General features: G+C 65.8%; 21 protein-coding genes. 9 read left to right on the forward strand and 12 right to left on the reverse strand.

Annotated elements, in window-relative coordinates; translation table 11 throughout:
- The first annotated feature begins 51 nt into the window (after window positions 1-51).
- On the forward strand, window positions 52-567 hold the full coding sequence (locus P0R31_RS27455; protein WP_275517511.1) for a GNAT family N-acetyltransferase: 516 nt from the start codon (window positions 52-54) through the stop codon (window positions 565-567).
- A gap of 113 nt (window positions 568-680) precedes the next feature.
- Here the strand turns inward: P0R31_RS27455 and P0R31_RS27460 are convergent, their stop codons facing one another.
- From P0R31_RS27460 to P0R31_RS27470, 3 genes are read right to left on the reverse strand one after another with little or no spacing between them, the layout of a single operon-like run.
- Window positions 681-1,793: a helix-turn-helix transcriptional regulator gene (locus P0R31_RS27460; RefSeq protein WP_275517513.1), complete on the reverse strand. Its 1,113-nt coding sequence runs from the start codon at window positions 1,791-1,793 to the stop codon at window positions 681-683.
- 33 nt (window positions 1,794-1,826) lie between these two features.
- Window positions 1,827-2,006: a hypothetical protein gene (locus tag P0R31_RS27465; RefSeq protein WP_275517514.1), complete on the reverse strand. Its 180-nt coding sequence runs from the start codon at window positions 2,004-2,006 to the stop codon at window positions 1,827-1,829.
- 16 nt (window positions 2,007-2,022) lie between these two features.
- Entirely contained in the window at window positions 2,023-2,715 is a 693-nt protein-coding gene (locus P0R31_RS27470) for a sulfite exporter TauE/SafE family protein (RefSeq protein WP_275517569.1), read from the reverse strand.
- Here P0R31_RS27470 and P0R31_RS27475 point away from each other — a divergent pair.
- Window positions 2,609-2,908: a hypothetical protein gene (locus P0R31_RS27475; RefSeq protein WP_275517571.1), complete on the forward strand. Its 300-nt coding sequence runs from the start codon at window positions 2,609-2,611 to the stop codon at window positions 2,906-2,908. The two genes, P0R31_RS27470 and P0R31_RS27475, sit on opposite strands and share 107 nt — an antisense overlap.
- A 514-nt stretch (window positions 2,909-3,422) precedes the next feature.
- On the opposite strand, the gene P0R31_RS27480 is transcribed toward P0R31_RS27475, so the two are convergent.
- From P0R31_RS27480 to P0R31_RS27505, 6 genes are all read right to left on the reverse strand, one after another.
- Complete coding sequence (locus tag P0R31_RS27480) at window positions 3,423-5,813, reverse strand: TonB-dependent receptor (protein ID WP_275517515.1); 2,391 nt, start codon at window positions 5,811-5,813, stop codon at window positions 3,423-3,425.
- A 145-nt stretch (window positions 5,814-5,958) separates the two neighbouring features.
- Entirely contained in the window at window positions 5,959-6,372 is a 414-nt protein-coding gene (locus P0R31_RS27485; protein WP_275517516.1) for a DUF2946 domain-containing protein, read from the reverse strand.
- Between the two features lie 143 nt (window positions 6,373-6,515).
- On the reverse strand, window positions 6,516-8,579 hold the full coding sequence (locus tag P0R31_RS27490) for a hypothetical protein (protein WP_275517518.1): 2,064 nt from the start codon (window positions 8,577-8,579) through the stop codon (window positions 6,516-6,518).
- Window positions 8,580-8,586: 7 nt separating this feature from the next.
- Window positions 8,587-11,397, reverse strand: coding sequence for a DUF4159 domain-containing protein (locus P0R31_RS27495; protein ID WP_275517519.1), 2,811 nt, complete (start codon window positions 11,395-11,397; stop codon window positions 8,587-8,589).
- Window positions 11,394-12,338: a DUF58 domain-containing protein gene (locus P0R31_RS27500; RefSeq protein ID WP_275517520.1), complete on the reverse strand. Its 945-nt coding sequence runs from the start codon at window positions 12,336-12,338 to the stop codon at window positions 11,394-11,396. Before P0R31_RS27500 ends, P0R31_RS27495 begins: the two co-directional genes overlap by 4 nt.
- On the reverse strand, window positions 12,338-13,336 hold the full coding sequence (locus P0R31_RS27505; protein ID WP_036013780.1) for an AAA family ATPase: 999 nt from the start codon (window positions 13,334-13,336) through the stop codon (window positions 12,338-12,340). Before P0R31_RS27505 ends, P0R31_RS27500 begins: the two co-directional genes overlap by 1 nt.
- 266 nt (window positions 13,337-13,602) lie before the next feature.
- Between P0R31_RS27505 and P0R31_RS27510 the strand changes: the two genes are divergently transcribed.
- From P0R31_RS27510 to P0R31_RS27535, 6 genes are all read left to right on the forward strand, one after another.
- Window positions 13,603-14,214, forward strand: coding sequence for a DUF1285 domain-containing protein (locus tag P0R31_RS27510; protein WP_275517522.1), 612 nt, complete (start codon window positions 13,603-13,605; stop codon window positions 14,212-14,214).
- Window positions 14,215-14,216: 2 nt separating this feature from the next.
- Window positions 14,217-14,888: a CoA pyrophosphatase gene (locus tag P0R31_RS27515; RefSeq protein ID WP_260376360.1), complete on the forward strand. Its 672-nt coding sequence runs from the start codon at window positions 14,217-14,219 to the stop codon at window positions 14,886-14,888.
- Entirely contained in the window at window positions 14,885-15,148 is a 264-nt protein-coding gene (locus P0R31_RS27520) for a DUF6111 family protein (protein ID WP_036013774.1), read from the forward strand. Before P0R31_RS27515 ends, P0R31_RS27520 begins: the two co-directional genes overlap by 4 nt.
- Before the next feature lie 10 nt (window positions 15,149-15,158).
- Window positions 15,159-16,415, forward strand: a complete 1,257-nt coding sequence (locus P0R31_RS27525; RefSeq protein ID WP_275517524.1) for a CCA tRNA nucleotidyltransferase — start codon at window positions 15,159-15,161, stop codon at window positions 16,413-16,415.
- Window positions 16,412-17,182, forward strand: coding sequence for a sulfite exporter TauE/SafE family protein (locus tag P0R31_RS27530; RefSeq protein WP_275517526.1), 771 nt, complete (start codon window positions 16,412-16,414; stop codon window positions 17,180-17,182). Before P0R31_RS27525 ends, P0R31_RS27530 begins: the two co-directional genes overlap by 4 nt.
- 268 nt (window positions 17,183-17,450) lie before the next feature.
- The gene (locus tag P0R31_RS27535) at window positions 17,451-18,281 is read left to right on the forward strand and encodes an outer membrane protein (protein ID WP_275517528.1); all 831 of its coding nucleotides are present in this window, start codon (window positions 17,451-17,453) and stop codon (window positions 18,279-18,281) included.
- 182 nt (window positions 18,282-18,463) lie between these two features.
- On the opposite strand, the gene P0R31_RS41110 is transcribed toward P0R31_RS27535, so the two are convergent.
- Window positions 18,464-18,676 carry a glycosyltransferase family 29 protein gene (locus P0R31_RS41110; RefSeq protein ID WP_430516865.1) on the reverse strand — a complete coding sequence of 71 codons (213 nt, stop codon included), beginning with the start codon at window positions 18,674-18,676 and terminating at the stop codon, window positions 18,464-18,466.
- Between the two features lie 113 nt (window positions 18,677-18,789).
- On the opposite strand from P0R31_RS41110, the gene P0R31_RS27540 reads away from it, so the two are divergent.
- Window positions 18,790-19,143, forward strand: coding sequence for a cupin domain-containing protein (locus tag P0R31_RS27540; RefSeq protein ID WP_275517529.1), 354 nt, complete (start codon window positions 18,790-18,792; stop codon window positions 19,141-19,143).
- 215 nt (window positions 19,144-19,358) lie between these two features.
- On the opposite strand, the gene P0R31_RS27545 is transcribed toward P0R31_RS27540, so the two are convergent.
- Together P0R31_RS27545 and P0R31_RS27550 are read right to left on the reverse strand one after the other, a co-directional pair.
- Window positions 19,359-19,553 (reverse strand): DUF2158 domain-containing protein, encoded by a 195-nt coding sequence (locus P0R31_RS27545; protein WP_275517530.1) that lies wholly within the window; start codon window positions 19,551-19,553, stop codon window positions 19,359-19,361.
- A gap of 102 nt (window positions 19,554-19,655) precedes the next feature.
- Window positions 19,656-20,705: a hypothetical protein gene (locus P0R31_RS27550; RefSeq protein ID WP_275517531.1), complete on the reverse strand. Its 1,050-nt coding sequence runs from the start codon at window positions 20,703-20,705 to the stop codon at window positions 19,656-19,658.
- Between the last annotated feature and the right edge of the window lie 159 nt (window positions 20,706-20,864).

Here is a 20,864-nt window from a genome sequence, read left to right on the forward strand (position 1 = left end):
CGACGCCGCCCATGGACCTTCGCAGGCGCAAGTGCTACTCCGCGAATTGACATGAACGATCTCTCACTGACCATTCTTCCCGAAGCCGCCGGCGACGCCCAGGCGATCGAGCGGCTGCACGAACGCACCTTCGGCCCCGGACGCTTCGTGCTGAGCGCCTACCGCATCCGCGAGCACGTCGACCATCTGCTCGCACTGTCCTTCACGGCCCGTATCGGCACGCTCCTGGTCGGCTCCGTCAGGCAATTGCCGATTCTGATCGGCGAAACGCCGGCGCTGCTGCTCGGGCCGCTCACCGTCGAGCCGCCGTTCCGCGATCGCGGCATCGGCCGTCAGTTGATGGAGCGCGCACTGAAGGACGCCAAGGCGAAAGGTCACCGTCTGGTGCTGCTGGTCGGCGACGAGCCCTATTACGGCCGGGTCGGCTTCAAGCAGGTCGCCAAGGGCCGCATCACCATGCCCGGCCCGGTCGATGCCGCGCGCATCCTGGTGTTCGAGCTCGTCGACGGCGCCTTCGAGGGCGTGTCGGGCGTGGTCGGCCCCGACTGGAGCAAGGCGCGGGGGTAGCTGCAGCGGCGGCTCCACGCCCGGATGGAGCGTCCGCCGTCGCTAAGGCGACGGCGGAAGCGCAATCCAAGGCCAGGCGGACAAGTCCCGGGTCTCGCTCCGCGCGATCCTGCCTACGAGGCCTCCCCGGGGGATCTGACGACACCTATTGTCGCGAGAAGTGCAGCAAGCTCAGCCTGACCTCTCGTGTCGGTTTTGGCAAAGACTCGCCTGAGATGCGTTTTGACGGTATTGGCGGACAGCCCCAGCATGACGGCTGCTTCGGATGTCGTCCGGCCGGAGGACGCTGCAACTGCCACGCGTGCTTCCGCCCTGGTCAAGCCATATGCGTCCGTCAATTGCTGCGAGCTCGCCGTTCGTCTTTGCGAGGGATCGATCACGAAGGCGGCGCAGGCCGCGTTGCGGATGAAGGCCCCGCCGAGCATCCCGACTTCTTCGCTGCGCAGTCCCACGACGACAATAGTCAGAAGCCGCGTCCCCTCCACCGCTGGAACACTCATCGTTCCGCCGGCTCCGCCGGCCAATGTCGACCGGACAAGGTTTGCGAGGCGTCTCGAATGCAGGGCTGACCAGGTCGCCATCGAAGGCTTGAGCTTGAGCGTCCCTTCCGCTTCCAGCGAACAGGCCGTCTGGTTCGCAAAGACGACATGTGCCCTGGGACCCATGACGACGACGCCGTCCGCTAGTTGATCGATCACGTCGAACGCGGCTCTCCTCAATGCGTGATACCCGGTCAGACGAAATCCCAATGTGACGGATCTCCGCAGATGGGGAGCCAGCATTTCGATGTGCTTACGGCCGGCTGCGTCGAATTCTCCGCGGCGCCTGCTGCGGCAGATGTTGAAGGCCACACGGAAGTCGTCCTTCGCTGCCAGCGCAATCATCGCGTTGTGCCCGATGCCTTGCGGCCTGAGGACCTCGTCGTAGAAGCCCGATTTCTCGAGCTCGCGCAGCGGCACCACCTCGTCCGACAGGACCACTTGCCCGATTGGCTTGTCCTCCATCGCCTCCGACCAGGCATTCTGCATATGGCGTTCCTGGTAGACCTGATTGCATTGCTGGTTCAAGCGGCCGTTGAAATCGAAGTAGACCTGCTCGGCCGCGAGCGATTGTCCATACAATACCCCGCCTTCACTTCCTGTGAGATCGGCGATGGCGGTGAGAACGGCAGGCCAGAGGTCTTGTTGGCCAGCGGCCTCGTATATCAAATCGAGGATGCGTTCCATCGTTACGATCCAGGATGCACCTGACAGGCCCTTCTACTTCCTCGGAGATGCGGGAGGCACGTTCGTACCCGCAATTTGAACGTCACGACCGGTCGTCAGCGCCAGCGCCAGCATGACAGCCAGCAGCGATCCGTAGAAACTGACGACCGCAAGCCGCCATTTCCGCACCACGGGGCGGTCTGGCTGGGGGAGATCCTGTGGGAATTTCTGCATGGCATACTCCGACGTTTCAGAGGGGCCTGACAAAACCGATCCCCGCAGCCATCAGCAGCAGCCCCACGATGCGGTTGAACGTAGCGGTATCGACGCGGTTGAAGATCATCAGCCCAACATAGGCGCCGAGTACGGCGGGGGCTGCATAAAAGAGCAGGCCGAGCGGCATCACCTCCGACGGCCGCAAGACCATCAGCAACGACAGCGACAGGAGCTGGTTGACCAGGATGAAGGGCTGGATGATTGCGCGGGCGCGGTGCTTGTCGAAACCTTGGACATGGCACCACATCGAAACGAAAGCGGCAGGAAATGCTGCAAGGCCTCCGGTAATGCCTCCCAGCGCGCCAACCGTGATGCGTCCCCACAAGGGATCCTTCCCGGACCGCAGAGTCGGCTTCAGCGCCGTGAAGGCGCCATAGATGATCAACAGAGCTCCCAACATCGGTAGCAAGGTGGACGCCGAAGTGTTGCAGAGGAGATGAAGGCCGATGGGTAACGTCAAGATGCTGCCGAAGAGGTAGGGAGCGCACCGACGCATCTCGATCGATTCACGCAAGCGCCAGACGCAGTAGACTTGCTGGGCGATCGAAGCGACCAGGAGAATGCGGACGATCGTGATCGGCTCGCTCAAGCTGTGGAAGAGGAAGGCGCCGGCGATCGGCGAGAATGCGAAGCCTGCGATACTCGAAACCAGCGCGGACAGCAGCACGACCCAGCAAGCTGCTTTCGTCGCACTCGACGAGATGGCAAGCGCGACGGCGAAGATTCCCAGGCAGACCGTCGGAATTGCTGGAAATGCTCTGACGATGGATAAAGCGGAAGCTGCCTTTGGATCGACAGGCGGCATGAAAACCTCCGACAGCAAGACTTTGGTGGCAATCGCGGGTATCGATCTCCGATGACCCTATCCGCGCGGCAGTACAATGCGTGTGAACCAATTCACGACGTCGAGCCAAATATCGGGCTCGGTGCTTCTGATGCTAACGACTGCGAAGCAACGCAGCGTCACCCGACCGGGTGACAAATAGCGGAACACTCGCAATCAACACGCGCGGTGAATGCAGCGTCGCGTTGCTTGAAAATTGTGCGCTTCGGTCACAAATCTGAAACGTTTAGTAGAATTGTGCTTCGCCGATATGCAATTGGAACGATAATCTCACTTTTCGGTCATGTTTTGCTGCTTAGTTTGGCAATACAGAATCCATGTTCGCGCCGACATCGCGAGGATCTCTGGTCCGACTCCTGAGGCAACGATCGGCTTGGCGCGTTGATTGCTGGAAAGCCGCCGGCCGACGGCCATCAACAAGCGCCTTCGCCACGCGCACTACGTTGCCAACTAGAGCATGATCGAAGTTCTGTATTCCGCTCACGCGGGAGGGATAGCCCCTCCCGCATAACTCATGGCCTGATCAGCGCTCAGAACTTGAAGTTCGCGAACGCCCTGACGCCGATGCCGGGCAACAGCACCTGGTCCTTGTTGAAGGAGACGGCGTTGCGGATGTTTTCGTTCAGCAGGTTGTTGCCGACGAGCCCAACATGCATCTCGCGCGCGCCGAACCAACGTTGATCGAGCTGCGTTTTGTAGCTGACCTCGGCCCTTAGCAGGTTGTAGCCGGGCGTCGGCGTCTCCGCGATCGGTGCGATGTCGTTTTGCGCGAACGCGTGCAGCAGGTTGATCCGCGCAAACCAGTTGGCGTCGCGATAGTACACACCACCGCCCAGCCGCTGGGGCGGAATGCGTGGCACGTTGGTGCCGTCGTCGAAGGTCGCACGCACGATGTCGTATTGACCCTCGATGCCCCAGATCCCGTTCCAGACCGGTATCACGTCGTACTGGAACTGGAATTCGCCGCCACGAAATGTCGCGTCGCGCTGCGAATAGACCGCCTGATTCAGTTCGAGGCCAGCGCCAAGCTGGCAAACGCCGTCCTCACACGTGTTGCCGGTCAGGCGCCGGTAAATGAAGCCGTTGAACTTGGTGTAGTAGCCGGTGATTTCGAAGCGAAGCGGCCCTACCGCCCGTCGCAGTCCCGCCTCGACCGACTTGGCGGTCTCGATGCCGAGATTGGGATTGCCTATGTCGAACGTGGTGGTGGCATCGTGGCCGCCGCGCGAGAACAATTCCGCCGGTTTCGGCGCACGCTCGACATATTGGCCGGTGATGCTGGCGACCAGATCCCAGGGAAGGCTGTGGATCAGGCCGATGCTCCCGCTCACCGGCGTGAAGTTGCGATTGACCGCCGTTGCGGGGCCGATCGCGGCCGGATCGACGGCGAGGTCGAACACATCGGGGACGAAGGCTGGCGCCGTGCCGCTCAACCTTGCACTCTCGACGCGTCCGGCGATCTGAGCCTTGGTAGCTTCGGTGAACTTGAACTCGTTGAAGATGTACCCGGCGACCTTTGTGTTCTTGTTCGGATCGAACAGTCCGTTGATCGGGCTGCCTGGATCGTCCGGACTCGGCGCAGTCAGCTTCTGGTGCGACGCCTGAACGCCCACGGCGGTGGTCAGCGCGGCAAAGCGGACGTCGAACGGCGCAAGCTGCACCTCGACGCGGCCTTCCTGTTCCTTGTTGGTGAAGGTCTGTCTCACGCCGAGGGAGCCGAGGTCGGCAGAGTCGGCGAGCCCGACCTCATCGTGCTTATAGTCGGTGGCGCTGGCCCAGAACCGGATCGCATCGATCGCCGCCGCGTCCGGCCGGTATTCGCCTTTTGTCGTGAATTTGGTTTGTCGTCCGTCGATCCGCGTCAGGAACTCGCTGCCCTCGATACCGGGAATGTGGTAGAGCGCGTTGTGCTGCGTGATCGCCGCGCCCACGTAGCCGCCGTCGAAGATGTAGGAGCCGCCGACAGATCCGCCGTAGGCCTGCGATGCCGAATTCGGCTGGCGTCCGTTGAACGGCAGCGTCGGGTCCGTCAGGAACGGATAGCTCGGGATGTTGTAGTCGCCGGCCTTGCGGCCAAAGGCATCGGCGTGGAAGGCAAAGTTGCCGCCGCCGGCATCGAGCAGCACGGCACCTTCGGTCCCGCGATCGACCGAAGTCACCGCCGTCCGTGTTTCCGCGGTGATGCAGCCCGGCGATCCCACGTTTGCCAGCGGCGCCTTGGTCGGGAGTCCGTAAGTCGGAAAGGGCGCCGTGCAGGACGGCAAGGCATCCGGAATTCGATTGTTGGTTGCGCTGACCACGCCGCCGATCGCGGTGGAGCCGTAGCGCAGCGTCGCCGGTCCGCGGATGACCTCGACCTGGGTGGCTGCCAGCGGATCAATCGGCACGAAGTGATCCTCGCCGAGATCGGACGCGCCGTTGCTGCCCGTTCCGTTCTCGACAATGCCGACCCGGTTGGTGTCGAGCCCGCGAATGATCGGGCGGCTGGATGCGCCGGGTGCGTATTCAGAGCCGGTGATGCCGGGCTTGGAGAACAGGAGATCGCCGAGCGTGCCGCCGCCGTTGCGCCGAATCTCCTCGTTCGGCACCACGGTGACAGTCGCGAATTGATCGGTCACTACAGGCAGCACGCCTTGCTGAGGCGCGGCGGGCACGGGAGCTGCCGGTGCCGCTTCAGCCGCCTGCTCGCGGCTGCGCACCCGCGCGGTCCGCGTGCCGCGGCCTGCGTTGCGGGTCGGCACCACCGCTCTGCGTACGATCGGGCTCGGCGCCGTTACGGTGATGGCGGGGAGCTCGGTCGACGATTTGTCCTGTGCCGTCTGTTGCGCCGAGTCCTGGGCGAACGCGGATGTAGCGGCGGCGCCGAGCAGGAGCAGGCTTGCTCCGCCAAGGCGCTGCGCGCGTCGCAATTGAAATGACATGGTCCTGGTTCCACTCAAGGCGCCGTCCGGACGATGCTGTGCTGATCGGAGGCGGCCTGCCGTCGCGACGCGACGGAATTCGACTTCAACTTCTCCCAGGCACTTGCCGATGCGCGGCGAGGCTGGGCGTGATCAAGCGTTGGAGTCAGGACGCAGGAGGGGCGCGCGGCTGGAACGCCGTGCCGGTGGATGTCAGATGAGCAAACTCGGCGTCGAGGCTGCGCCGGAGCAGCTCGATCGCCTGCGGTAGCAGCAGCACGGGCGGCGTCGCCGACACGATCGCGCCCGCCATCGCAATGATGGCGCAGATGGCGCAATTGTCCTCGCCCGAATGCTCGCGGTCAGGGCTGCCGGGCGATTGCTTCTGCACCGCGGCGCGGTCGCTCGCGGCAACGCCGTCGATGCCGTCCTTGGTGTCGGTCTGCTGGACTGAGGATTGAGCAAGGGGCGCGGCCTGCGCGAACCAATGGCTGTGGCCGAACGTCAGCGCAAACTGCACCAGCATCGCGAACAATGCGAGCCGGGCGCCGTGCCTGATATTCGACCGGAACCACTTCATCTGGAAAACGCCACCCCCACACCGGGCGTCAATCCCAGGACGCCGCGATGTTATAGTGTAACATCGCCCGATCGGTTCACCGATGTCAACGGCAGGCGGGATCGGCGCACACTCGCCGCCCAGCCGATGTGTCGTTCAGGCAACTACCGCCCCTCGCGCACCCAGGTCGCCGCGAAGGCGCCGAGCAGCAGCAGCAGGCCGATCACGCCGGCGAAGATCGGCAGCACACCGACGCCCTTGACCACGCTGGCATCGCGCATCCGCACGCCCATCCAGCCGTCGCCGTGGAACATGCCGACCGAGCGCACCGGCAGGATGCGCGGCAGCTCGACGCTCGAGCCAGAGGCCACGCGCACGGCATCGCCGCCTGTCGCCTGTGTCAGCGGCTTCAACGTATCGACCGTGGAGGTCACTTCCGAAAATTCCTTCGGATTGGTCGGGCCGACATTGATCAGCGCCTTCAGCGTGCCGTCGGTGGCCTGCCACAGGCCGAGCTCGCTCGCCGGCAGGCTGGCGCGCCACTCGCCGGGATCGCCGGCGCTCAGCGTCAGATCCTGCGATACACCCGACGGCGAGGTCACGCTGACGGGCTGGACGCTGTCCGCCATGGTCTGACGCACCACGACGAGGTCCTTGCCCTGCACCTGGAGGCGCAACGCCTCCTCGTCGAGATCAGGCTGCTTCATCAGCCAGTGCGACATCCGCCGCAGCAGGTCGAGATGCGGACCGCCGCCCTCATAGCCGCGCGCCCACAGCCAGATGTGGTCGGACAGCAGGAGCGCGACGCGGCCCTCGCCGAAGCGCGACAGGAACAGCAGCGGCTTGCCGTCGACGCCGGTCATGACCGGCGGGTTGACCGCATTGCGGGTGTCGACGGTGCGGAAGAACCGGCTCCAGCGCGGCGGCTCGCTGGCGGAGCCTTCCAGCCCGCGCGTGACGGGATGACGTTTGCCGATGTCGGACAGATGCGCATAGAACGGCTTCTCGGTGACGCCGACGGGCTCGGCCGGCAGCACCGAATCGAGCGGCGTGCGCCAGATGCTGCTGTTCGAGGCATAGTCGGGACCGGCCGAGACCAGCACAGCGCCGCCTGCGCGCACGTAACGCGCCATGTTCTCGAAATAGGGGATCGGCAGCACGCCCTGGCGGGCATAGCGGTCGAAGATGATCAGCTGGAATTCGTTGATCTTCTGCTGGAACAGCTCGCGGGTCGGAAACGCGATCAGCGACAATTCGTTGATCGGCGTGCCGTCCTGCTTCTCCGGCGGGCGCAGAATGGTGAAATGCACGAGGTCGACGCTGGCGTCGGACTTGAGCAGATTGCGCCAGGTGCGCTCGCCCGAATGCGGCTCGCCCGAGACCAGCAGCACGCGCAGCTTGTCGCGCACGCCATCGATGGCGACGACGGCGCGATTGTTCACCGGCGTCAATTCGCGTTCGAGCGGCGAGGCCTCGATCTCGACGATGTTCGGCCCGGCATGCTTGATGTCGACGTCGACGCTCGCGGCCTGGCCGCTGGAGAGCGTGCGCTCGTTGATGACCTCGCCGTCGCGGCGGACCGTGACCCTGGCGCGCTCGCCGGTGACACCCTGGTCGTCGAGGCGGTAGGAGATGGTCTGGCTCTGCCCGACGATACCGAAGCGCGGCGCGGCGGTGATCGCGATGCGGCGGTCGCGCTCGTCCTTCTGGCCCGTGACCAGCGCGTGCACCGGCGCCTGGAAGCCGAGCGCGGCGGCGTTCGCCGGTATGTCGTGGACGCGGCCGTCGGTGATCAGGAACGCGCCGGCGACGCGGTCGACCGGGACGTCCGCCAAGGCCGAGGCCAGCGCGCCGAACAGCTTGGTGCCGTCGGTTTCGCCGTCGGCCTGTCCGGCTTCGACGACACGGACCTCGAGGCCCTTGATCTTCTTCAGGCTGTCGACCAGCGCCTCCTGCGCTTGCGCAGCTTCGCGATTGCGGTTGCCGAAGTTCTGGCTCGGGCTCTTGTCGACGACAACAGCGGCGACCGAGGTGAGGGGATCGCGGTCCTCGCGGGTGAAGGAGGGATTGGCGAGCGCGAGCAGGAACAGCGCCAGCGCGGCCACGCGCACCGCGGCGCCGCGCGCGCGCGCCACCAGCAGCACGAGCGCGACAATGACGATCGCGGCGAGTGCGAGCCACAGCACGATGGCGGGAACAAGCGGTGTGAACGCGATGCCGTAATTCATGTCGATCCTATTGCCCCAGCCGTTCGATCAGCGCCGGAGCGTGCACCTGGTCGGCCTTGTAGTTGCCGGTCAGCGTGTACATCACGATGTTGGCGCCGGCGCGGTAGGCGAATTCGCGCTGGCGGGCGTCGCCGCCGGTCACCGGCAGCATGGCCTGTCCGTCGGGCCGCACCGCCCAGGCGCCGGCCAGGTCGTTCGAGGTGATGATGATCGGGGAGACGCCGTCGCCGCCGCGCGCCGGCCGCTGCGCGCTCTCATCGTCGTCTTCGCGCGGCAAGGTCTCGACCCAGGTCTGGCCGGCGGTGAAGCGGCCGGGGAAGTCGCGCAGCAGGTAAAAGGTCTTGGTCAGCACGTGCTCGCGCGGCACCGGCTCGAGCTCGGGCACGTCGAGCGAGGACAGGATCTCGCGCAGCGTCTGCATGGCCGGGGTCTGCGCCGCGCCGTTGGCGCCGGGCGGCGCCTCGATCGCGTCGCGGGTGTCGAACAGCACGGTGCCGCCCTGCTTCATGTAGGCGTCGATCTTGTTGATGGCGTCCTGCGGCGGCTTCGGCGCGCCCGGCACGATCGGCCAGTAGATCAGCGGGAAGAACGCGAGCTCGTCGCGCGCGGGATCGACGCCGACGGGATCGCCGGCCTCGAGCGCAGTGCGCTGGGCCAGGAACAGCGTTAGCCCGTTCATTCCCGCCTTGACGATGGAATCGACGTCCGCATTGCCCGTGACCACATAGGCGAGACGGGTCTGCGACACCGCCTTCATCGCGAACTCGTCGGATACGCCGTCGGCGCGCGACGGCGCCGGCGAGAGCGCCGCGAATCCCGCGAGCAGGGCGAGCACGATCATCGCGGGCGCGGCGCGGCGGCGCAGCAGCGCGGCAATGCCGCCGCCGAGCACCGCGATGATGATGGCGTCGATCAGGAACAGCGCGAGCGCCGTCGACAGCAGCCAGCCGCGCAAATCGCGCGGCTCGGCATTGGTGTAGGTGGCGTGCCGGGCGCGCAGGCTCGCGGTGTTCAGGGCGGCGATGCGGTCGGCGCTGGCAAGCGTGTTCACGGCGAGCGGTCCTTCTGCCGGACCGTAGAAGCCGGGCGGATGATCTGATGTGGCGCGGTCGCGATAGTCAGCAGGAAGCGGCTTGGCCGTCGCTGGCGGCGGACCGAACGCGCCAAAGCCGTCGAGGATGTGCAGCGGCGCCACCGTCTCAGTGGTCGCTTCGCCGGCAACGCCAGCGCCGGGTTTCGACGTGTAGCCGGACATGTCGACCACCCGCCGCAGCATTTCGACGAAGGTGCCCGACATCGGCAGATCCGACCAGCGCATGTCGGCGCTGACGTGGAACAGGCTGACGAGGCCCTTGCCGCGATGCTCGCCGGTGACGAGCGGGGTGCCATCTTCCAGCGAGGCCCAGCTCTTGGTGGCGAGCACGGCATCGGGCTCGGCCAGCACCTGCCGGCTCACGGTGACGTCCTTCGGCACTGCGACCCCGGCGAACGGACCGTCGGCGGCGAAGGAGGCGAGATGCTGCGGCTTCTCCCAGGTCAGGCTGCCGCCGAGCGTGCGGCCGCCCTTGCGCAGCTTGACCGGCACGAGGTCGTCCTCCGCCTGTGCCAGCCGGGGCCCAGCGAACCGCACCAGCACGCCGCCCTGGTCGACCCAGGCATTGAGGCGTTCGCGCAGCTCGGGCGCGATCGTGCCGACATCGGCGAGGATGATCATCGGCAGCTTCTGGTCGAGGAACTGCGTGATGCCCTGCTGCGGCGAGCCCTTGTCGGCGAGGCGGACGTCGGCGAATGGCGCCAGCGCGCGGGTGAGATAGAAGGTCGGCGCCAGCAGTGGCTGCGCGGTCTCGCTGGTCGCGCCCGAGATGATGCCGATGGCACGGCGGCGCCAGCGCTTGTCGAGCAGCTGCACCGCGCCGGCCGAGCGCTCGCCGGAGATTTCGAGCCGCGTGATGTCGTTGCGCAGCTCGACCGGCAGGTCGAACGCCGCCTCGGTTTCCTTGTCCTGCGGGCCGAACGAATAGCGCGCTTCGCCGATCGGCGACGCCTTCTGGTCCAGCGCGCGTACCGTGCCGACCGCAATCCCGCTGTCGGTGCGCAGCACCTTCACCGTCATCTTCGCCGCGGCGTTCTCGGCGGCGACCAGGGCCAGCGGCGAGGAGGTGCCGCCTTCGAACACGGTCAGGCTGCGGTCGCCGATGGTCTTGCCGAGGCCGGCCACGAAGTCCTCGCCGCGGCCGGTGTCGACGCCGTCCGAGAGCCAGGCGATCTCGCAGTCGCCGGTGACCTTGAGGAAACGGTCGACCGCGGCCAGCGTCTCGACGCGGTCGATCGAATAGGGCTTTGGCGCCAGCTGCCGCAGCGCGACGCGCGCCGCACCCGCCGGCATCAGGGTGATGTCGCGGTTCGGCTCGGACAGCGGCACCAGCGCGATGCCGCGGCCGTCATTGTCGGCATTGGCGATAAGCTCGTCGGCGGTCCTGATCCTGACGTCCCAGTGCGATGCAGCGCTCCAGCCGTCGTCGAACATGATCATCAGCGGCGCCTTGCTCCCGGCGACGCCCGTTTGCGGATTCCAGATCGGGCCGGCGGCGGCGAAGATCACCAGCGCGGCGGCGAGCAGGCGAAGCGCGGTCAGCCACCATGGCGTCCGCGAGGGCGTCTCTTCGCGCGGCGTGATGTCGAACAACAGCCGCGTCGGCGGAAACTCGATGCGGCGCGGCCGCGGCGGCATCACGCGCAGGAGCCACCACAGCACGGGCAGGCTGAGGAGGCCGATCAGGAGCAGCGGTTGCGTGAAGGCGAGCGGCAATCCCATCATGCGGCCGGCCCCGCCTTGATCGTCGTGGTGCGCGCGCCGGACTTGCTCACCTGCATGCCCGCATGCAGGAACAGCAAGAGCTCGGCGGCGGAACGGTCGGTCGCGTGCGTCGTGAACAGCCAGTCGAGCTTGTTGGTCTCGGCGCGGATCTGGTCGCGGTGCAGCGCGAGGCGCGCGGTGTAGTCCTGCGCCCAGCTCTCGGCGCGGCCGGCGGTGATCACGCCGAAGCCTTCGGGCTCGACGAACTCGACGCGGCCGGAATAGGGGAACGATTCCTCGGCGGGATCGACCACCTGCACCATCGTGCCGTGCGCGCCGGAGCTGGAGAGCCCCGCGAGCGTCGTCCTGATCTCGGCGATCGGGGACCAGAAATCCGACAGCACGATGATCTCGGCCAGCGCGGCCGGAACGAAGGATGGCGGCAGGCTCAGTCGGTCGGCATCGTCATGCAGCATCGCCTGCGCCATCCTGTCGATGACGCTGCGGCTTGCGGTCGGTGCCATCAGCCCGGGAATGCCGACGCGCTCGCCGCCGGCGACGAGCAGCTCGGCCAGTGCAAAGGCGACGATCAGCGTCCGCTCGAGCTTGGACTCGCGCGCGGTCTTCGAGGCGAACGCCATCGAGGGCGAGCGGTCCGGCCAGATCCAGACCGTGTGCGAGGCTTCCCATTCCAGCTCGCGCACGTACAGATGGTCGTCGCGCGCCGAGCGGCGCCAGTCGACGTTCTGCGACGGTTCGCCCGAGACGAAGCGGCGGTACTGCCAGAAGTTTTCGCCCGAGCCGGCGCGGCGCCGTCCATGCAGGCCGTGGATGACGTTGGCGGCGATGCGGCGGGCCTCGAGCACCAGGCGCGGCAACGAAGCGGCGAGCGTGCGGCTTTCGCCATCGGCACGTCGGATCGCCAGGATCTCCTTCGCCGCCCGCCCGTTCTCCCCTGCCATCAACCGATCCGTGTCTTCAATTGCCGGATCACGTCCGGAATCGTGCGGCCTTCGGCGCGCGCCTGGAACGTCAGCGCCATGCGGTGCTTCAGCACGGGCTCGGCAAGATCGAGCACGTCGTCGATCGAGGGCGCCAGGCGGCCGTCGATCAGTGCACGCGCGCGCACCGCCAGCATCAGGGATTGGCTGGCGCGCGGGCCGGGGCCCCAGGCAATGAACTTGCCGGCTTCGCCGGAGTCCGGGCCCGGGCGGGCCGAGCGCACCAGCGAGAGAATTGCTTCCACCACGGAATCGCCGACGGGCAGGCGCCGGATCAGGCGCTGCGCGGTGATCAGCGCATCGGGCGTCATCGCGCCCTTGGCCAGCGTCTCCTCCGCGCCCGTGGTCTCGAACAGGATGCGGCGCTCGGCATCGCGGTCGGGATAGTCGACGTCGATCTCCATCAGGAAGCGGTCGAGCTGGGCTTCGGGCAGCGGATAGGTGCCTTCCTGCTCCAGCGGGTTCTGCGTCGCGAGCACGTGGAAGGGTTTCGGCAGATCATGACGCGCGCCGGCGACGGTGATGTGCTGCTCCTGCATCGCCTGCAGCAGCGCCGATTGCGTGCGCGGTGAGGCGCGGTTGATCTCGTCGGCCATCAGGAGCTGCGCGAACACGGGACCGGCAATGAAGCGGAAGGCGCGCCTTCCCGCGGTGCTCTCGTCCAGCACTTCGGCGCCGAGGATGTCCGAGGGCATCAAATCGGGCGTGAACTGGATGCGCTTGGCGTCGAGACCGAGCGTGACGCCGAGCGTTTCCACCAGCTTGGTCTTGGCAAGGCCCGGCACGCCGATCAGGAGCGCATGGCCGCCGGAGAGGATGGTGACCAGCGTGTTTTCGATCACGCGATCCTGGCCGAAGATGACGGAGGCGATCGCGTCCTTGGCCGCACGAACCTGGCTCGACACCTGCTCGGCCGAACGGACGATCCCGTCCTCGAGTTTCTCGACACTCTCCGCCATTCGCTTGCTCCTTCAGCCTGCCACGCGGCTTGCTTGCATCGTCAGCCTGTCACGTCAGGTCATCACGCCAGATCATGGGCCCCATGCTAGACTTGCAGGAAGGCCATGTATTCGTTGAATTAACCTATCCCCACCTTATCGGCTTCGGGTTATGTACGGCATCACGAAGTGGCGACCTCCACACCGGACTTTTCCGGATGGAACCGCGCGCCTAAGTACAACGTAGACCTGCACCAATCGTGCCAATCACAAAGTCAGGGCAAACCATGGCGAACCAAGGGCAGAGCGCCGATCGCGGTCTCGAGGGGCTGACGGCCGCCGCCAAAAGCGCTGCCAGTGCCGAAGGCGCCAAAAAGGGCCTGCCTCCGGTGCATCTGTGGAATCCGCCGTTTTGCGGCGATCTCGACATCCGAATCGCCTCCGATGGTACTTGGTTCTACATGGGGACGCCAATCGGGCGTCCCGCCTTGGTGCGGCTGTTTTCGACCATCCTCAAGCGCGAGGGCGACAAGCATTTCCTGGTCACGCCGGTGGAGAAGGTCGGCATCCGCGTCGACGATGCGCCGTTCATGGCGGTCGAGATGCAGAAGGACGGCGAGGGCAGCCATCGCGTGCTGCGCTTCCGCACCAATGTCGACGATTGGGTCACCTGCGACGCGGCGCACCGGTTGCGTTTCGAGCAGGCGGAGGATGGCGGGCTGACGCCCTATCTGCACGTTCGCGCCGACCTCTGGGCCAAGGTGACGCGCGCGCTCTATTACGATCTGGTTGACATGGGCGAGGAGCGGATGGTCGATGGCCAGCCGATGTTCGGTGTCGAGTCGGCCGGCGAGTTCTTCGCCATGGCCGATGCGGAGCAGGTGAGGGCGGCGCTTTGAATTTGAACAACCCTATCCTGACGAACGAGCCGGTCGCGCTTGGCGCTGCGGATTTCTTCGCCCGCTCCAGGGCGCGGCTGGGCTTCGACGTGCCGCCCGGCCTCTATGATCCCAACATCATCCCCGCCTCGGGCGATCCCGGCACCGACAAGATGCTCGAGATCATCGCGCGCGAGCAGCCGGTGCGCCCGGCCGCGGTCCTGATCGCGGTGGTCGATCATCCCGAGCCCACCATCCTCCTGACGCAACGCTCGGCGCATCTCAACGACCATGCCGGCCAGATCGCCTTTCCCGGCGGCAAGATCGACGCGACCGATGCCTCGCCGCTGGATGCGGCGCTGCGCGAGGCGGAGGAGGAGGTCGGGCTGTCACGCGACTTCGTCGAGCCGCTCGGCTATCTCGATCTCTACGGCACCGCCTTCGGCTTCCGTATCCTGCCGACGGTCGCGAAGGTCAGGCCGGGCTTTTCGCTCAGCATCAACCATTCCGAGGTTGATGATGCCTTCGAGGTGCCGCTATCCTTCCTGATGAATCCGGTGAACCACCAGGTGCACAGCAAGGAATTCCGCGGCACGCCGCGATCCTATTACGCGATGCCGTTCGCGGAACGCTACATCTGGGGGGCGACGGCAGGCATGCTGCGTGTGCTGTATGAGCGGATCTATTCGTCATGATCCGGACGGTTCTGACCGAGATCGGAATCTTCCTCATCCCCTTTGCCGTCTATGCGCTGTTCCTGGCGGCGACGCGGTCCGGCGTGTTCGCACGCTCCTCATGGCCGGTCGCGATCGTCGCGCGTCTTGCGCTGGTGGCGATCGTGCTGGTCATCGCCGGCCTCATCGGCTTGGCGGAATTCTCCGGCGCGCCGCCGGATTCGACCTACGTCCCCGCCCATATCGAGGACGGCAAGCTCGTGCCGGGCACGGAAAAATAGGGGCGGGCCGATGAGCGCGGAGCCTTTACTCGCCGATGCGCCCTGGCTGACCGCAGGCGGGACCGCGCGCGTCCTGGCGCTGCTCGGCACCGATGGCGAGGAGGCGCGGGTGGTCGGCGGCGCCGTGCGCAACGCGCTGCTCGGTCTCGCGCCGGGTGACATCGACATCGCGACCACGGCGCTGCCGGACGAGGTGATACGGCGGGCCAAGGCTGCCGGCATCAGGAGCGTGCCGACCGGCATCGACCACGGCACGGTCACGCTGGTGATCGACGCCCACCCCTATGAAGTCACGACGCTGCGCGAGGACACCGAGACCTTCGGCCGCAAGGCCAAGGTCGCGTTCGGCCGCGACTGGGTCAAGGATGCCGAGCGGCGCGACTTCACCATGAACGGCCTGTCGGTCGATGCACGCGGTGTGGTCTACGACTATGTCGGCGGCATCAACGACGCCAAAGCGCAGCGCGTGCGCTTCATCGGCGATCCCGACCAGCGCATCGCCGAGGATTATCTGCGCATCCTGCGCTTCTTCCGCATCCATGCCGCCTTCGGTGCCGGCGAGCCCGACCGCGACGGCTATCTCGCCTGCATCCGCCGACGCGCGGGCCTGGCCGGCCTGTCGGCCGAGCGGGTGCGCATGGAGATGCTCAAGCTGCTGGTCGCCGGTGGTGCGGCTGCGGCCGTGCGAGCCATGGCCGAGGGCGGATTGCTGCAGGCCTTGACCGGCGGCGTCGTCTATACCGGTCCCCTGGACACGATGATCGCAATCGAACGCGAGCTCGGCCTCAGCCCCAGCAGCACGCGGCGCCTTGCCGCGCTCGCGGTCGCCGTCACCGAAGACGCCAAGCGCCTCGCTGCGCGCCTGCGGCTCTCCAATGCCGAGGCCAAGGCGCTGGATTCGATGGGGCACCGCTGGTGGCGCTTCGCCACCAAGGACGAAGCCAGGGCACGGCGCTTGCTGTACCGGCTCGGGCCCGAGCGTTATCACGACCGCGTATTGCTGGGCTGGGCACGCGCCGCCGCTGACGTGCATTCGCCGCGCTGGCGCGCGCTCGCCGAGCTGCCGCAGCGCTGGACCGCACCGAAATTTCCGCTGAAGGCCGCCGATTTCATCGCCCGCGGTCTCGCCGAAGGACCTGCGCTCGGCCATGTGCTGGCGCTCGCCGAAGACGCTTGGCTCGCGGCGGATTTCCCGCTGGAAGAAGCCGCGCTCGCCGCGCTCGCCGATCAAGCCGTGGCCCGCATCAGAGGCGACCAGAAAGATTGACCATCGTCTCAGGCTTCGCCGATATCTCGCTTCTGCAGCTTCTGCTGGTCGCAGCGATGGCGTTGTTTGCATCGATCATCGGTGGTCTCGCCGGCTACGGCACCGGTGCGCTGATGCCCTTGGTGCTGGTGCCGCTGGTCGGGGCCGAGCCCGTCGTGCCGATCATCGCGATCTCCGCGATGCTGACCAATGCGAGCCGCGCGCTTGCCTATGTCCGCCATGCCGACCGCCGCCGCGTGCTGATCGTGCTGGCCTGCGCCGCGCTGACCACCGCACTCGGCGCCTACGGCTATACGCGCCTCACCAATGCCGGCGCCGCGCTCGTGATCGGCACCATGCTGATCCTGAGCGTGCCGTTGCGCCGCGTGCTCCGCCGCCGCGATGTCAGGATCGGCGACGCCGGGCTTGCCGCCGGCTCGGTCGGCTATGGCGTCCTGGTCGGCGGCACCTCGGGCTCCGGCGTGATCCTGCTCTCGCTGTTGATGGCCGCAGGGCTCGAAGGCGCCGCCGTGATTGCGACCGACGCGATGATCTCGCTCGGGACCGGCCTGATCAAGATCTCGGTATTCGGCCTAGCCGGCGCCGTCACCGCGCAGGTGCTCGCCTTGGCGCTGCTGATCGGCGGCATGGCCGTGCCCGGCGCGTTCCTGGCCAGGGCTTTCGTCGAACGGATGCCGTTGCAGATTCACGCGGCGATTCTCGATGCTGCCGTGATCACCGGCGGGCTGGTGATGATCTCGGCAGCGGCGAGGCAGCTGATGGTCTAGCGCCGCCGGCTGAAATGGCGTTCTTGGCGTCTGAGGAGTACCTGATGTCGCTACAATCTGGACCGCGTCGCGTCAGGCGAACTTCGCGCGCGTGAACCGTGTTCCGCAGCTCCACGCTGTGTCTCCGCCGCTACAGCCAAGACGTTGGATCACGTCTAACAATCGACTTGTAATACAATAATTGGCGCATGACCGGTCATAGGCGGTTCTACCGGTGCTCGCGCGGCGAGGCCCTGCCTTGTCACGGCGCACAACATTGAGGGAAGTTATGAAGTCCATCGTCTCTGCTGCCCTTCTGGCCTCGGCGCTGTGTCTGTCCCAGGGCGCCTTCGCGGCCGATCTCGGCAGGGCTTACACCAAGGCGCCGCCCGCGCCGGTCGCATTCAGCTGGACCGGTTTCTACGCCGGCGTGCATGGCGGTTATGGCTGGAGCGATCCGACCGCGACCTTTGATCCGGGCGCGCTCGCAACCGGGACGGTGCCCGGCTATGTCGTCACGGGCGGGACTGGGCCGTTCACCCTGGATGTGAGCCCCAAGGGCGGATTCGGCGGCGGCCAAATCGGCTATAACTGGCAGTCCGGCACGTTCGTGTACGGTCTGGAAGCGGATGTCAGCGGCGCAGCCATCAGGGAGACGGCGAGCCGCCCCTTCAGCGTCACCGGAACGATCGGCGGCGACAATGGCGCCTTCACCGGCGTATTCAATCTCAAGCAGGAAATCGATGTCTTCGGCACGGTCCGCGGACGTCTCGGATACGCGGCGAACAATGTGCTGATCTACGGTACCGGTGGCTTCGCCTGGGGCCACGTCAAGAACAGCATCTTCACCTCCAATCTCGCCACGCCGAACATCGCCAATTTCAACGGCTTCTTCCCGGCCCTGACGCGAAGCGCGTCCTCGTCGGAGGTCCAGGTGGGCTTCTCCGCGGGTGGCGGCGTTGAATGGGCTTTCGACCCGCGCTGGACGTTCAAGGCCGAGTACATCTACATCAATCTCGGAAAGTCGAACGGCAATGCTCTTGCATTCCCCGGAGCGTCGTTCACGGATACCGAGGTTCAGCTTCATACAGCCAAGGGCGGCATCAACTATCGGTTCTGATCCGATCGGCATCAGCTCGCAGGAGGGTTTCGCCGTCGCGAAACCCTCCGCCTCGATCCATGTCGTCATTTGCTCACCGCCGGTGCGGTGAGCAGCATCGTCAGCCGACAATCCGGCCAGCTCTCAGGCAATGCCGTCATCGCAAGCCCTCATTGCCATTGACAGCGCTATGCAGCAGCCCGTCAGGGCGCGCGAACATCAAGTCTCGTTATCGCCCCCCGCTGCACAAGCTGACTGAAATAATCGACTTCCCGAGCGTACGCGTGACCGACCGATTCCTCATAACCGTTGGTCCGGAACTCGTTGATGCGAACGACTCGATCGCACCTGTCAATCAATGGTCCAAGCTTCATTTTGAGCGGACCACCGCCATTTCCGACAATCGCGATCCTCATCCATGGTGCTCCTTGAAGGCGTCATATGAAGCTCCCAAAGCACGTCGTGCTATCCCTTCCAGGAGCATAACCCGTCACCATATGAGCTGGAAGTTTTCACCTGAGGAAACGCGATGAAGGCACCCGCAAATCTCGCCGAGAAGCTCGCAACGTTTGTCGATCGCTTCTCCCCGCGCACGGTGGCGACCTATAACGATAACGACATCATGGTGGCCAAGCTCGAGGGGCCGTTTCATTGGCACAAGCACGAGGACACGGACGACTTTTTTCTCGTGCTCAGCGGGACGCTGGACATCGAGCTGCGGGACCGCACCGTCACCCTCAACCCCGGCGAGGTTTTTGTCGTGCCGAAGGGCGTTGAGCACCGGCCGGTGGCGCGTGGGGAAGTGCACATCCTCTTGATCGAACCGACGGGGACGCCGAATTCCGGCGACAAAGCCACGGCGGCGCCTCGTATCCTCGTCTGATCAACCCGCGCCCGTCATCAGGGCCGCGGTGAGGCCCTCGACGCACGGCGCCTTCACCGTCGAGCCATTGGCGGCGAGCTTGGCTTGCGAAATCCATCGCTTGCGCTTCTGCGACATCCAGCGATGTCCGCTATCGCCCTGTGTTGAAAGGGAAGCGGACATCGGGCGCGCCGGAGCCGAACTCGGCTCGCACGAGAATGCAGTCGGAGAAGTGCCTATTCCTCGTCATCGTCTTCGTCTTCGTCGTCCTCCTCCACCTGCACGAGCACGGCGAGCGGCAGCGTCTCGCGGAACAGGTCGCCTTCCATGCCCATCCACAGGCACAGCGCCTCGTTCTCCTTCACCTCCGCGACGGTCAGCGGCTGACCGCCGGATTTCAGCATCACGACATCGCCGGCCTTCAGATCCATGGATTGTCCTTTCGGGTTGATCGACACGGCCGACGCTAACAGGCCGTCATGACAGGCCGATCACGCCGGCTGCGGCGCCGGAAGGTGTCTCCGCGGTACGGCTCAGCTGCGCTCGCTCGTGACCGGCTGGTTCGGCAGGCACTGGTTGCTGAAATAGCCGATGGCATCGCGCGCGAGCGGAACATGGCAGAAGAAGCCGGTGGGGCGGTATCGCACCCTGATGCGATCCAGCTGCGCCATGGTCAGCGTCATGAACGCGTCCAGCCGGCGGGCCTGAAGCTGCAGCCTGTGCTCATTACTGTCGCGTGGTTTGTCGAGCTTGCGATCGTTCGGCACGTCGTTGCCGGACGCCGGAGCTTGCAACGCATTCGGCCCGCCGCGGAGCACCTCGAAGCAATGGTGCATCACCAGGACGTGGTGCTTGGCGCTCCACCAGTTGATGGTCACGACCTTCTGCAACGCATCGATCTCGCCGTCCGCCCGCCTGGCACAGAGGTTGACGTAGGATTTGAGCCCATTGGCCGTCGGGTCGTTGCACAATTCGTCGCTGGGGCGTCCGGGATCGGCGCCATTGAAGATCGCGCCTCTGAACTGCGGAAGATTGTCTTCGGAATCGCAATTGAAATTGTACTTGGTGAGCAGCGTTGCCGTCAGGGGATCCTGGTCGAGCGTGTGCTCCGCGGCCGGATCGCGCCCGAGGTCGCTGGGCCAGTCGATGTAGATCTCCGCCTTGCGCGCAAAGATGGCGCCGTTCCGCCGCAGCGACGTGCGCGCCTTCCAATAGTCCGAGAGCGAGCCGAATGTCTTGGAGTCCACCGGAATCAAAGCGGGGCTTGCCTGCGCCTTCAGCGAGCCGAACTGCTCGCGCAGCATGGTCTCCTGCTGGATCTGCACGTCGGCGAAGGCGTCCGAGATCTCAAGGAAGGTGTCGGTCGCCTTCTGCATGTCCGCCTTGGCCTGCTCGCCGACCTTCTGCTCATAGGAATTCAGATACTGGAAATATCCGCCCAGGAAGCCGGTCAGCAGGGTCACGGCCGTCAGTCCCTTGGTGACCGAGAGGCGGCTGTCCCAGGATTGAATTCTCTGCCAGATACCCGCCGCCTTCACCGGGGATCGGGTGCGCGCTGCCTGCTTCGGAAGGTCCTGCTCCATTGTCGCCTCCAACTCACCACGCCCCATGGCACGAGGCTACCGCAATCCCGGATTGCGGCTTGTGAAGCATTTCACTTCAAGTAAGGCAGGCGGGCTGCCGGATGTCGGGCGGCGGCAGCTCCTCGTGCGAACGGAGAGGGTGTCTGGACCACTTCCCAC

This window comes from Bradyrhizobium yuanmingense (assembly GCF_029167105.1).
Classification (GTDB): Bacteria; Pseudomonadota; Alphaproteobacteria; order Rhizobiales; family Xanthobacteraceae; genus Bradyrhizobium; species Bradyrhizobium yuanmingense_A.

Coding starts and splice junctions, on each gene's coding strand:
- P0R31_RS27490 (WP_275517518.1), bottom strand. CDS start 8,579: ATGAATTACGGCATCGCGTTCACACCGCTTGTTCCCGCCATCGTGCTG.
- P0R31_RS27550 (WP_275517531.1), bottom strand. CDS start 20,705: ATGGAGCAGGACCTTCCGAAGCAGGCAGCGCGCACCCGATCCCCGGTG.
- P0R31_RS27525 (WP_275517524.1), top strand. CDS start 15,159: ATGAGCGCGGAGCCTTTACTCGCCGATGCGCCCTGGCTGACCGCAGGC.
- P0R31_RS27520 (WP_036013774.1), top strand. CDS start 14,885: ATGATCCGGACGGTTCTGACCGAGATCGGAATCTTCCTCATCCCCTTT.
- P0R31_RS41110 (WP_430516865.1), bottom strand. CDS start 18,676: ATGAGGATCGCGATTGTCGGAAATGGCGGTGGTCCGCTCAAAATGAAG.
- P0R31_RS27540 (WP_275517529.1), top strand. CDS start 18,790: ATGAAGGCACCCGCAAATCTCGCCGAGAAGCTCGCAACGTTTGTCGAT.
- P0R31_RS27480 (WP_275517515.1), bottom strand. CDS start 5,813: ATGTCATTTCAATTGCGACGCGCGCAGCGCCTTGGCGGAGCAAGCCTG.
- P0R31_RS27455 (WP_275517511.1), top strand. CDS start 52: ATGAACGATCTCTCACTGACCATTCTTCCCGAAGCCGCCGGCGACGCC.
- P0R31_RS27465 (WP_275517514.1), bottom strand. CDS start 2,006: ATGCAGAAATTCCCACAGGATCTCCCCCAGCCAGACCGCCCCGTGGTG.
- P0R31_RS27535 (WP_275517528.1), top strand. CDS start 17,451: ATGAAGTCCATCGTCTCTGCTGCCCTTCTGGCCTCGGCGCTGTGTCTG.
- P0R31_RS27485 (WP_275517516.1), bottom strand. CDS start 6,372: ATGAAGTGGTTCCGGTCGAATATCAGGCACGGCGCCCGGCTCGCATTG.
- P0R31_RS27460 (WP_275517513.1), bottom strand. CDS start 1,793: ATGGAACGCATCCTCGATTTGATATACGAGGCCGCTGGCCAACAAGAC.
- P0R31_RS27500 (WP_275517520.1), bottom strand. CDS start 12,338: ATGGCAGGGGAGAACGGGCGGGCGGCGAAGGAGATCCTGGCGATCCGA.
- P0R31_RS27495 (WP_275517519.1), bottom strand. CDS start 11,397: ATGATGGGATTGCCGCTCGCCTTCACGCAACCGCTGCTCCTGATCGGC.
- P0R31_RS27505 (WP_036013780.1), bottom strand. CDS start 13,336: ATGGCGGAGAGTGTCGAGAAACTCGAGGACGGGATCGTCCGTTCGGCC.
- P0R31_RS27510 (WP_275517522.1), top strand. CDS start 13,603: ATGGCGAACCAAGGGCAGAGCGCCGATCGCGGTCTCGAGGGGCTGACG.
- P0R31_RS27475 (WP_275517571.1), top strand. CDS start 2,609: ATGCGGACGATCGTGATCGGCTCGCTCAAGCTGTGGAAGAGGAAGGCG.
- P0R31_RS27545 (WP_275517530.1), bottom strand. CDS start 19,553: ATGGATCTGAAGGCCGGCGATGTCGTGATGCTGAAATCCGGCGGTCAG.